The organism is Pseudomonas sp. PS02302 (assembly GCF_029959585.1).
Lineage (GTDB): Bacteria > Pseudomonadota > Gammaproteobacteria > Pseudomonadales > Pseudomonadaceae > Chryseomonas > Chryseomonas aestiva.
The window spans coordinates 46,775-57,958 of sequence record NZ_JASCON010000029.1 but is presented as its reverse complement, the minus strand read 5'-3'; the positions used below and the strand labels follow the sequence as shown (position 1 = coordinate 57,958).

General features: G+C 66.8%; 10 protein-coding genes. 2 read left to right on the top strand and 8 right to left on the bottom strand.

Annotated elements, in window-relative coordinates; genetic code table 11:
* The 4 genes from QMX82_RS12110 to QMX82_RS12095 all read right to left on the bottom strand — a co-directional run.
* Positions 1 to 675 (bottom strand): metal ABC transporter ATP-binding protein (locus QMX82_RS12110; RefSeq protein ID WP_282283754.1); only part of this gene is annotated, 675 nt, incomplete at its 3' end.
* The gene (locus QMX82_RS12105) at positions 672 to 1,565 is read right to left on the bottom strand and encodes a metal ABC transporter substrate-binding protein (protein WP_282283750.1); all 894 of its coding nucleotides are present in this window, start codon (positions 1,563 to 1,565) and stop codon (positions 672 to 674) included. The genes QMX82_RS12105 and QMX82_RS12110, both read right to left, overlap by 4 nt.
* Positions 1,566 to 1,762: 197 nt before the next feature.
* Positions 1,763 to 1,894, bottom strand: a complete 132-nt coding sequence (locus QMX82_RS12100) for a hypothetical protein (protein ID WP_261793925.1) — start codon at positions 1,892 to 1,894, stop codon at positions 1,763 to 1,765.
* Between the two features lie 127 nt (positions 1,895 to 2,021).
* Entirely contained in the window at positions 2,022 to 3,071 is a 1,050-nt protein-coding gene (locus QMX82_RS12095; RefSeq protein ID WP_282283745.1) for an AraC family transcriptional regulator, read from the bottom strand.
* 171 nt (positions 3,072 to 3,242) lie between these two features.
* On the opposite strand from QMX82_RS12095, the gene QMX82_RS12090 reads away from it, so the two are divergent.
* Positions 3,243 to 5,486, top strand: coding sequence for an SDR family NAD(P)-dependent oxidoreductase (locus QMX82_RS12090; protein WP_282283743.1), 2,244 nt, complete (start codon positions 3,243 to 3,245; stop codon positions 5,484 to 5,486).
* A 56-nt stretch (positions 5,487 to 5,542) separates the two neighbouring features.
* On the opposite strand, the gene oadA is transcribed toward QMX82_RS12090, so the two are convergent.
* Together oadA and QMX82_RS12080 are read right to left on the bottom strand one after the other, a co-directional pair.
* Positions 5,543 to 7,348 (bottom strand): sodium-extruding oxaloacetate decarboxylase subunit alpha, encoded by a 1,806-nt coding sequence (oadA, locus tag QMX82_RS12085; protein WP_208693349.1) that lies wholly within the window; start codon positions 7,346 to 7,348, stop codon positions 5,543 to 5,545.
* A 13-nt stretch (positions 7,349 to 7,361) separates the two neighbouring features.
* Positions 7,362 to 8,777 (bottom strand): acetyl-CoA carboxylase biotin carboxylase subunit, encoded by a 1,416-nt coding sequence (locus QMX82_RS12080; protein ID WP_282283741.1) that lies wholly within the window; start codon positions 8,775 to 8,777, stop codon positions 7,362 to 7,364.
* 138 nt (positions 8,778 to 8,915) lie between these two features.
* On the opposite strand from QMX82_RS12080, the gene QMX82_RS12075 reads away from it, so the two are divergent.
* Complete coding sequence (locus QMX82_RS12075; protein WP_187981281.1) at positions 8,916 to 9,890, top strand: LysR family transcriptional regulator; 975 nt, start codon at positions 8,916 to 8,918, stop codon at positions 9,888 to 9,890.
* On the opposite strand, the gene QMX82_RS12070 is transcribed toward QMX82_RS12075, so the two are convergent.
* Positions 9,820 to 10,041: a PA3496 family putative envelope integrity protein gene (locus QMX82_RS12070; RefSeq protein ID WP_081594569.1), complete on the bottom strand. Its 222-nt coding sequence runs from the start codon at positions 10,039 to 10,041 to the stop codon at positions 9,820 to 9,822. The genes QMX82_RS12075 and QMX82_RS12070 overlap by 71 nt on opposite strands.
* 74 nt (positions 10,042 to 10,115) lie before the next feature.
* Positions 10,116 to 10,985: a transcriptional regulator HexR gene (hexR, locus tag QMX82_RS12065; RefSeq protein WP_208693347.1), complete on the bottom strand. Its 870-nt coding sequence runs from the start codon at positions 10,983 to 10,985 to the stop codon at positions 10,116 to 10,118.
* Between the last annotated feature and the right edge of the window lie 199 nt (positions 10,986 to 11,184).

Genomic DNA, 11,184 nt, shown 5'->3' with positions numbered 1-11,184 from the left:
GGTAAAGACCTCGGCCGGCGGTCCCTGGGCCAGCACGGTGCGATCAAGCAGCACGGTGCGATCGCAGAAGCGCTCGATGCTGGCCAGGTCATGGGTCGACACCAGCATCGAGCGACCCTCGGCGCGCAGGGCCTGGAGCAATTCGATGATGGCGCGCTCGGAAGTGGCGTCCACCCCGGTGAAGGGTTCGTCCAGCAGGATCACCCGGCTGTCCTGGGCCAGGGCGCGCGCGAGGAAGACCCGCTTCTTCTGGCCGCCGGAGAGTTCGCCGATCTGCCGCTTGCGCAACTCGGTCAGCCCCACCCGGGCCAGGGCGGCGTCCACCGCCTGATGATCGGCGGCGCGGGCCAGGCGCAGGAAATTCATGCGGCCATAGCGACCCATGAGCACCACGTCTTCCACCCGCACCGGAAAGTCCCAGTCCACGTCTTCGCTCTGGGGGACGTAGGCGACGAGGTTGCGCTTGAGCGCCTGGGCCACCGGCAGGTCATCGACCCGTACCTGGCCGCTGCGCAGGGGCACGAAACCCATGATCGCCTTGAACAGCGTCGACTTGCCGCTGCCATTGACGCCCACCAGGGCGGTGATGGAGCCGCCGGGCACCACCAGACTGGCGTCGCGCAGGGCGGTGTGGCCATTGCGATAGGTCACGCCGACCCCGTCGAGGGCGATCATGGCGCCAGCCCCTTGACCAGGGTTTCGGTGGTGACCCGCAGCAGGTCGAGATAGGTGGGCACCGGCCCGTCGGCGGCGCTCAGGGAATCCACATAGAGCACCCCGCCGTAGCGCGCGCCGCTCTCCCGTGCCACCTGCTCGGCCGGGGCGGCGGAAACGGTGCTTTCGCTGAACACCGCCGGAATCCGCTCGGCGCGCACCGTCTCGATCACCCGGCGGACCTGCTGCGGCGTGCCCTGGGCATCGGCGTTGATCGGCCAGAGATAGAGCTCCTTGAGCCCCAGGTCGTGCGCCAGGTAGCTGAAGGCGCCCTCGCTGGACACCAGCCAACGTCGCTGTTCGGGAATCGCCTGCAGCTGCTGGCGCAGGGGTTCGAGGGTGGCGGTGATGCGCGTCTTGTAGGCCTCGGCGTTACGGCGGTAGGTGTCGGCCTGGGCCGGGTCATGCGCCACCAGGGCATCGCGGATGTTGTCGACGTAGATCAGCGCTGCCCGGGGTGACATCCAGGCATGGGGATTGGGCTTGCCGGCATAGGGTCCCCGGGCGATGGCGATGGGCGCGACGCCGCGGGAGACCACCGCGCTGGGCACGTCCTTCATGCGGCTGAAGAAGCGCTCGAACCAGAGCTCCAGATTTAGGCCGTTCCACAGCACCAGCTGGGCATCGCGCGTCTTGAGCAGATCGCCCGGGGTGGGCTGGTAGTTGTGGATCTCGGCGCCGGGCTTGGTGATGGATTCCACCCGTGCGGCATCACCCGCCACATTGCGCGCCATGTCGGCGATCACCGTGAAGGTGGTGACCACCTTGAACGGCTCCGCGGCCTGGGCGGCGTTGCCCAGCAGCAATCCCAGCAGACCCGCCAGGGTCCAGCGTCTCGTCTTCTCCAGCATCCGGCCCGCCTCTCGGTGGTTATAGCCTTGGCTAAATTAGATAGCACAACCTATCAGGCGTGCAGGGAGACTTTGTAACCTGGGATGAGAACGGCAAAGGACAGAGACGAACAGGGGGAAGGTGCCTCGCCCAAGACGCAACGGAGGCACTGATGAAGGATGCAGGGGCCGCCCGGCCCCTGCCTGATCGGCAGGGATCAGTGCGCGGCGTGGACCGTCATGCCGCGAGGACGCTCGGGCTGGGTTTCCAGCGGACGACGTTCGGCGTGCTGGTCGAGGAGCTTGTCCAGCAGACCGCGCAGGGCGCGTTTCTTGAGATCTTTCAGCATCGCGAATCCTCCCGGGATCGTTATAGCCTTGGCTATATTAAATAGCAGACCCTATCGAAAGGTGTTAGTGCTTTTTCTCAATCAGATAAATAGAGGCGACCTAAATCCTTCGCGCGGGCAGCGACACCTAGCCGCCTTCTTCCATCGATATTCGTAGGCGGCGCCGGGCTTCCTGCGGCGCCAGGCCGGTCCAGCGCCGGAAGGCCCGACGGAAGTTGCGCAGATCGCCGAAGCCGGTCTGGAAGGCCACCTCGGCCAGGGCCAGGTCAGCCCGGCCGAGCAGCGTCAGGGCTCGATCGCGGCGCGCTTCGTCGACCAGGGCCTGGTAGCGGGTACCCGCCGCTTCGAGTCGGCGCCTCAGCGTACGCTCGCTGAGATTGAGCGGCGCGGCCAGTTGCGCCAGGGTCGGCGGCGCAGCCAGCCGCTTGCGGATCTCGCGCTGCAAGCCCTCGACCAGATCCGTTCGCAGCGGATCGCCGCCGGCAGCCGCGCCCAGCAATTCAATCACCTCGGCGGCCACCGCGTCGTCGCGGGTGACGAGGGGCAGGTCCAGCCAGGCGGGGGCGAATTCGATGGCGGTCGCCGGCGCGGCAAAGCGCACCGGACACTCGAACAGCGCCGCATAGCACTCGCCATGCGGCGGAGCGGGATAGTCCAGGTACAGCGCCCGCGGCGGTAGCCGGGTCCCGGCCAGATGCCGGGCGACGCTCAGCACACTGGCCAGCCCCTCTTCCATGTAGAAGGCGGTCACCGCCGGCTCGTGGAAGCGTGGCGTCAGCACCAGTCGCACCGCCGCCGTCCCCTGCTCCAGGCCATAGTCGAGCATGGCGCCGGCCTGCTGCTGATAGTGCAACCCTAGCTCCAGGGCCGCACCCAGGGTGGCGCAGGCCTGCATGCCGAGTCCGACCAGGCCGAGCGAAACGCTCGTCTGCCGGGCGCCCACGGCCAGGCCCAGGCCCTCGTCGCCCAGTTGCGCCAGGCAGCGCCGGACCAGCAGATAGCCCTGCCGATGCGACAGGCGAAAGCCTGGCCGCTGCAAATCGGCCGCCGTGAATCCCAGGCCGCGGCAGAGTCGCTCGACGTCACCCTGGCGTTCGGCCGCCACCCGCAGCAGCAGCCGCGACACCTGGGGCGGCGCCGAGGCACGGGAAAAGCGCGGATCGACGGGGTCCGGCATGACGACGCTCCACGGACGAGAACCTGCCTGGACGTTAACGCACTGGCGACCAGGCGGACATCCCTCGGCAACAGCTGTCCGTTTCGGCCCCCCTCGCTGACCGCCGCCACCCTGCCGGGGGCCCTCGATCCGCCGCTAAGGTTGCCTCGACACCCATCTGTGGAGACCCGCATGAATGACGACCTTCCCTACCAGGATTGCGGCGAGCGCATCTGCATCGTCGGCGGCGGCCCCGGCGGCCTGTGCATGGCCCGCGCCCTCAAGCGCCGTGGCCTGGACTACGAGCAGTTCGAGCGCCACAGCGACTTCGGCGGCGTCTGGGACCTGGATAACCCCGGCACCCCCATGTACGAATCCGCCCACTTCATCTCGTCGCGGGACCTCTCGGGCTTTCTCGACTATCCGATGCCCGCCACCTTTCCCGACTATCCGGGCAATCGCCAGATCCTCGACTACCTGCGCGCCTTCGCCCGCACCTTCGGCCTCTATGCCCAGGCCCGTTTCAACACCGCCGTCGAACGGGTCGACCAGGATGCGGACGGCCGCTGGATCGTCACCCTCGACAGCGGCGAACGCCGCCGCTATCGGGCGCTGATCTGCGCCACCGGCTGCAACTGGGACCCCAACCTGCCGGAGATCCCGGGGCACTTCAGCGGCGAGATCCGCCATGCGGTCAGCTACCGGCGTGCGACGGAATTCCAGGGCAAGCGGGTACTCATCGTCGGCGCCGGCAATTCCGGAGCCGACATCGCCTGCGACGCCGCCGCCAACGCCGACCGCGCCTTCATCAGCCTGAGGCGCGGCTATCACTTCATCCCCAAGCACCTCTTCGGCGTGCCGGCGGACGTCTTCGGCGAACGCGGTCCGCGCCTGCCGCTGTGGCTGGAGCGCCCATTGTTCCAAGGGCTGCTGCGCCTGCTGCAGGGCGACCTGACCCGCTTCGGCCTGCCCAGGCCGGACCATCGCCTGTTCGAGAGCCATCCGCTGCTCAACAGCCAGCTGCTGCACCATCTGCAGCACGGCAACATCCAGGCGCGTCCGGACATCGCCCACTTCGAGGGCGACCAGGTGGTGTTTCGCGATGGCAGCCGGGAGAGTCTCGACCTGGTGCTCTATGCCACCGGCTATCGCTGGAGTTGCCGCTACGCCGCCGACTACTTCACCTGGCAGCACGGCCGGCCGCAGCTCTACCTGTCCATCTTCAGTCGCGAGCACCGCAACCTGTTCGGCATCGGCTACCTGGAGACCAATTCCAGTGCCTACAAGCTGTTCGATCAGGAAGCCCACCTGATCGCCTGCCACCTGGCCGACCAGCTGCAGCGGCCGCGCCAGGCGCGCGAATTCCAGGCGCTGATCCAGCAGGACGACCCGGACCTCTCCGGCGGCATCCGCTTCGTCGACTCGCCGCGCCACGCCGTCTACCTGGAGGTGCACGCCCTGCAGAACTACCTGCGCCAGCTGCGCCGCCGGCTGGGCTGGAGCGACCTGACCCCGGGCTATTTCGATCCCCTGCGCCAGGCGCCCGCGCCGCTTCCGGCCAGCCTGCCCATGAGCGACGTCATCCTGATCACCGGTGCCGCCGGCGGCATCGGTCAATGCCTGGCGCGGCAACTCAGCCGCCGGCCCGTCCAGTTGGTCCTGGTGGACCGCGACGCCAGGGGCTTGGCCGCCCTGCGCGCCGAGCTGGGCGAAGCCACCCTGACCTACGCCGCCGATCTCTGCGACGAAGACCAGCTCGCCGCCCTGATCGACTTCGTCCAGCAGCGCTGCGGTCGCCTCGACGCCCTGGTCAACAACGCCGCCATCGTTCGCGTCGGCCCCCTGACCGAACGCAGTCCGGCCAGCATTCGCCAGGAGCTCGACATCAACCTGCTGGCGCCCCTGCTGCTCGCGCGCCTGGCCATCCCCCTGCTCAGGCGCTCGACCAATGCCCGGCTGGTCACCACCGTCTCCCTGGCGGGCATCTTTCCCACCCCGGAGAGCCCCGTCTATTGCGCCAGCAAGTTCGGCCTGCGCGGCGCCATGCTCGCCCTGGCCCAGGATCTCGCGCCCCAGGGCATCCGCGTCTGCTGCGTCCTGCCGTCGGCCACCGACACCCCGATGCTGCGCCGCGAAGCCATCGCCGGCGGCAATGCCCTGCAATTCATGGATCCGCCCCAGTCACCCGAGACGGTGGCGCGGTTGCTGGTCCGGGTGCTGGATCGACCACGCCTGGAAAGCGCCCCGCGCGCCGGCGAACTCTGGCTGAGCCGGTTGGCGATGCTGGTGCCCGACCTGCTGCCGCGCGTCTTGCCGTTCTTTCAGCGCCGTGGCGAACGCGGTCTGCGTCGCTATCTCAGCGACCTTGAGCAACGGGGCTTGGCCGAGCGCCACGAGGGCGCCTGGCGCCTACGCCCGGACGACCGGGCTGAATAGCCTGCTCGCGGAAACAAAAAAGGGGCCCGTAGGCCCCAAGGGAAATCGAAGGGATCTCAGCCTTCGATTTCAATCAGGACTTCACCCGGATTGACCCGATCGCCCTTGGCCACCCGTACCGCGGTGACGGTACCGGCGATGGGGGACTGGATCTCGGTTTCCATCTTCATGGCTTCGGTGACCAGCACGCCCTGCCCGGCCTTGACCTGGTCGCCCTCCTTGACCAGCACCTCGACGATGTTGCCCGGCATGGTGGTACTGACGTCGCCCGGACGCTCCGCCTGGCGCCGCCGCTGACCGCCCTCGGCGACGAACTCACCGCTGGCTTCGAACACCACCTCTTCCGGCACCCCGTCGATGGACAGGTAGAAGTGCCGCTTGCCCTCGCTCTTGAGGCCGATGCCGGTGATATCCACCTGATAGGTCTCGCCGTGCACGTCGACGCTGAAGGCGGTCGGCACGCCCTGGCCACCCACCGCGGCCACGCCATCGGCCGACGGCATGGGCAGCAGGGCTTCCGGCACCAGGGTCCCGGCGGCGCGTTCTTCGAGGAACTTGCGCCCGATGTCGGGGAACATGGCAAAGGTCATCACGTCCTCTTCGCTCTTGGCCAGGTCGCCGATCTCGGCGCGCAGGCGCGTCAGCTCGGGGCTGAGCAGATCGGCCGGACGCACTTCGATGACCTCTTCCTGGCCGATGGCCTGCTTGCGCAGCTGCTCGCAGATGGCGCCCGGCGCCTTGCCGTAGCGACCCTGCAGATAGAGCTTCACCTCGTTGGTGATGGTCTTGTAGCGCTCGCCGGCCAGCACGTTGAAGAAGGCCTGGGTGCCGACGATCTGCGAGGTCGGGGTCACCAGGGGCGGGTAGCCCAGGTCCTTGCGTACCCGCGGGATCTCTTCCAGCACCTCGTTCATGCGATTGAGGGCGCCCTGCTCGCGCAACTGGTTGGCGAGGTTGGAGATCATGCCGCCCGGCACCTGGTTGACCTGTACCCGGGTGTCGACCCCGGTGAATTCACTCTCGAACTGGTGATACTTCTTGCGCACCGCATGGAAGTACAGGCCGATCTCCTGCAGCAGTTCCAGGTTCAGGCCGGTGTCGTAGGGCGTGTCGCGCAGGGCCGCGACCATGGATTCGGTCCCCGGGTGGCTGGTGCCCCAGGCCAGGCTGGAGATCGCCGTGTCGATGCGATCGGCGCCGTTTTCCACCGCCTTGAGCTGGCACATGGCGGCCACCCCGGCGGTGTCGTGGGAGTGCACCACCACGTCCAGGCTCAGGGCCGCCTTGAGCGCCTTGACCAGTTCGCCGGTGGCATAGGGCGTCAGCAGACCGGCCATGTCCTTGATGGCGATGGAGTCTACGCCCAGGTCGGCCATGCGCCGCGCCTGCTCGACGAAGGCCGCCACCGTGTGCACCGGGCTGGTGGTGTAGCAGAGAGTGCCCTGGGCATGCTTGCCGCTGGCCTTGACCGCGCGGATGGCGGTCTCCAGGTTACGTACATCGTTCATCGCATCGAAGATGCGGAAGACGTCGATGCCATTGGCCGCGGCGCGCTCGACGAAGGCCTCGACCACGTCATCGCTGTAGTGCCGGTAGCCGAGCAGATTCTGGCCGCGCAGCAGCATCTGCAGCCGGGTGTTGGGCAGTGCCTGGCGCAACTGGCGCAGGCGCTCCCAGGGATCTTCCTTGAGGAAGCGCACGCAGGCGTCGAAGGTGGCGCCGCCCCAGACTTCCAGCGACCAGTAGCCGACCTGGTCGAGCTTGGCGCAGATAGGCAGCATGTCTTCGGTGCGCATGCGGGTCGCCAGCAGCGATTGGTGGGCGTCGCGCAGGATGGTGTCGGTGATCTGGATGCTTTTCATTGTTCTGTCGTCCTTACAGACCGGCGTGGGCGGCGATGGCGGCGGCGATGGCGATGGCCAGGTGCGTCGGGTTGCGCTTGATCGAATACTGGGTCAGCTCCGGATGGCTTTCCACGAAGCTGGTGTTGAAGCGCCCGCTGCGGAATTCCGGATCGCGCAGGATGGCCTGGTAATAGGGCGCGGTGGTCTTCACCCCCTGCACGCGCATGTCGTCCAGGGCGCGCAGGCCGCGGTCCATGGCCTCTTCCCAGGTCAGCGCCCAGACGATCAGCTTGAGGCACATGGAGTCGTAGTACGGCGGGATCACGTAGCCGGTGTAGATGGCCGTGTCGGTGCGTACCCCCGGTCCCCCCGGTGCGTAGTAGCGGGTGATCTTGCCGAAGCTCGGCAGGAAGTTGTTCTTCGGGTCCTCGGCATTGATGCGGAACTGCAGGGCGAAACCGCGGTGCAGGACGTCTTCCTGGGCGAAGGACAGCGGCAGCCCCGAGGCGATGCGGATCTGCTCGCGAACGATGTCGATGCCGGTGATTTCCTCGGTGATGGTGTGCTCCACCTGCACCCGGGTATTCATCTCCATGAAATACACCTCGCCCTCGGCGAGCAGGAATTCCACGGTGCCGGCGTTCTCGTAACCCACCGCCTTGGCCGCGCGCACCGCCAGGTCGCCGATATAGGCGCGCTGCTCGGGGGTCAGTTGGGGGCTGGGCGCGATCTCGATCAGCTTCTGGTTGCGCCGCTGGATGGAACAGTCGCGCTCGAACAGGTGCACGGTGTTGCCGTGGCTGTCGGCGAGGATCTGCGCTTCGATGTGCTTGGGATTGACGATGCACTTCTCGAGAAACACCTCGGCCGAGCCGAAGGCCTTGGTCGCCTCGGAGATCACCCGCGGATAGGCCTGTTCCAGCTCTTCGCGGGAGTTGCAGCGGCGGATACCCCGCCCGCCGCCGCCGGAGGTGGCCTTGAGCATCACCGGATAACCGAGGCGATCGCCTTCGCGCAGGGCCTCGGCGATGTCCGCCACGTTGCCCTCGGTGCCGGGGGTGCAGGGCACGCCGGCGGCGATCATGCTGCGCCGCGCCTCGGTCTTGTCGCCCATGCGGCGGATGACCTCGGCGGACGGTCCGATGAAACGGATACCGCGCTGGGCGCAGATTTCCGCCAGTTCGGCATTTTCGGAAAGGAATCCATAGCCGGGATGCAGGGCATCGCAGCCGGTCTCCACGGCGAGGTTCACCAGCTTGCGCGGATTGAGATAGCCCTCCAGCGGATCGCTGCCGATGCCATGGGCTTCGTCGGCACGTTTCACGTGGAGCGCTTGGCGATCGGCGTCGGAGTAGACCGCTACCGACCGAATGCCCATCTCGGCACAGGCACGCACGATGCGCACGGCGATCTCGCCCCGATTGGCGATAAGTATCTTCTTGATCACACCTGGCTCCTTGTCTGCTGCAGCGTGCAGCCGCTTGTTATTGCCGGTGACCTGAAGCTACGCCAGGGCCTCTCTTATGGAAAATAAATAATTGTTGGATACTCCATAAGTCATTCCTTATGGATCTCGCCGATGCCCATGCGCAAGCCGTTGATGCGACTCACCTTTCGCCAGTTGCAGGTATTCGAGGCCGTCTGCGAGGCCCGCTCCTACAGCCGCGCGGCCGACATCATGGCGCTGACCCAGCCGGCGGTGAGCCTGCAGGTGCGTCAGCTCGAAGAGGTGGTGGGCGCGCCGCTGTTCAACTACCTCAATCGCACCCTCTACCTCACCGAGGCCGGCGAGGCCCTGCGCCAGACCGGTCGCGATCTCTTCGCCCGGCTGGGCAGCCTGGACATGCAGCTGTCGAATCTGCGCGGCGCCCTGCACGGCCAGCTGCGCCTGGGAGTGGAAAGCAGTGCCCAGTACCTGGCGCCGCACCTGTTCAGCCAGTTCCGCGGCAGCCATCCCCAGGTCGACCTGGCGCTGACCGTGGGCAACCATGCCCGGGTGCTGCGTCGATTGACGGAGAATCGCGAAGACGTGGCGCTGATGTCCGGGGTGCCGAGCAACGCGGACCTGGATTTCCTGCCACTGCTGGACAATGCCATCGTCGCCGTGGCGCGTCCCGGCCATGCCCTGGCCGAGCGCAGCGGCCTCAGCCTGCGCGACCTGACGGCCTATCCGCTGCTGGTACGCGAGATCGGCTCCGGCACGCGCCAGGCCTGCGAGGACTATCTCAAGCAGAAGCGCGCGCACTTCGCCGAACAGCTGGAGATCGGCGCCTTCGAAGCGCAACGCGAAGCGGTCCGCGCCGGACTAGGGCTGGCCCTGCTGCCGCGCCAGGCCATTCGCAGCGATCTCGCCGCCGGCAGCCTGGTCGAGCTGGACGTCGCCGAGCTGCCATTGCGCCGTTCCTGGTGCGTGGTCCAGGTGCGCGGCAAGCCGCTGTCGCCAGTGGCCCAGGCCTTCGTCGACTATCTGCGCGGCCAGCGCAGCCTGATCAATGCGTTAGGTATTGCCCTGGAGCCTGCTGCCGGCGCTGGGCCTGGCGCTCGTCCAGCAGCTGATTGAGAAACAGCAGTTCATCGAGTTCCACGGCAAGCCGCTGTTCCTCGGCTCGGGCCTCGATGGCTCGGCGGAATTTCATCCGCCGTTGATCCTGGAGCTTTCTGCGAGTCTTGCTGTCGAGACGAACGCTGGATTGCTGGATGAGAGCGGTCATGCCAATTCCTCCGGGCTGGGATCGGAATGGGCAGCTTCACCCCAACAGGTGACGGTTTGGCGACAGCGAGGCGACTATTGGGTGTCGCTGTGCCTGGGCGACTTCGACGACAGCCGCAGACTGCGCAGGCTGCGCTTCACGCTCTTGAGATGCTCGACCAGCGCCGGACCACGGGACATGGCCACGCCCATGGCCAGCACATCGATCACCACCAGGTGGGCGATGCGCGAGGTCAGGGGCACATAGATGTCGGTGTCTTCGTGCACGTCGATGGCGATGTTGACCGTCGACAGATCGGCCAGCGGCGTCTGGCCCGGGCAGATGGTGATCAGCGCCGCGCCATTGTCACGAACCAGATTGGCGGTGATCAGCAGGTCCTTGGAGCGCCCCGACTGGGAGATGCAGATGGCGGCGTCGGAAGGGGTCAGGGTCGCCGCCGACATGGCCTGCATGTGCGGATCGGAATAAGCGGTGGCGCTGAGCTGCAGGCGAAAGAACTTGTGCTGGGCATCGTTGGCCACCGAACCCGAGGCACCGAAGCCGTAGAACATCACCCGCTGGGCCTTGGCGATCGCCTCGATGGCCGTTTCCAGCGCCCGCATGTCCAGGCGCTCGCGCACGTCCATGAGGGTGTGCAGGGTGGTGTCGAAGATCTTCAGGCTGAAGTCTTCCACCGCATCGTTCTCATGGATGGCGAACTGGCCGAAACTGGCCCCCGCCGCCAGGCTCTGCGCCAGGCGCAGCTTGAGATCCTGGAAGCCGTCGCAACCGATGGCCCGGCAGAAACGCACGATGGTGGGCTCGCTCACGCCGACGTTGTGGGCGAGGTCGGCCATGGAGCTGTGCATGACGGCAGCCGGATCCACCATGACCTGCTCGGCGACCTTGAGCTCCGACTTGCGCAGCAGGTGGCGGGATTGAGCAATGTGTTGCATGAGGTTCACAGGCGTATCTCGTCTAGCGGGCGGATGTAGTGCGTCGCACTTATACTACATAACGGTCGCCAAGGCTCTTGGTCATTACGATTCAGCACGGTCTTTTTCGCCCTTGCGCCAGCACTTCGTAGTCGCCCGGACAGGCGACTACCTGAGCCCGATCAGCTTTTGAACCGCTCTGCGCAAGGCCTTGCGCAGATTTCCGAGC

Bases quoted from the DNA above. Each gene is read 5' to 3' on its own strand.
- QMX82_RS12095 (WP_282283745.1), bottom strand. From the start codon at position 3,071: ATGCCGGACCCCGTCGATCCGCGCTTTTCCCGTGCCTCGGCGCCGCCC.
- oadA (WP_208693349.1), bottom strand. From the start codon at position 7,348: ATGAAAAGCATCCAGATCACCGACACCATCCTGCGCGACGCCCACCAA.
- QMX82_RS12090 (WP_282283743.1), top strand. From the start codon at position 3,243: ATGAATGACGACCTTCCCTACCAGGATTGCGGCGAGCGCATCTGCATC.
- QMX82_RS12105 (WP_282283750.1), bottom strand. From the start codon at position 1,565: ATGCTGGAGAAGACGAGACGCTGGACCCTGGCGGGTCTGCTGGGATTG.
- QMX82_RS12075 (WP_187981281.1), top strand. From the start codon at position 8,916: ATGCGCAAGCCGTTGATGCGACTCACCTTTCGCCAGTTGCAGGTATTC.
- QMX82_RS12070 (WP_081594569.1), bottom strand. From the start codon at position 10,041: ATGACCGCTCTCATCCAGCAATCCAGCGTTCGTCTCGACAGCAAGACT.
- QMX82_RS12100 (WP_261793925.1), bottom strand. From the start codon at position 1,894: ATGCTGAAAGATCTCAAGAAACGCGCCCTGCGCGGTCTGCTGGACAAG.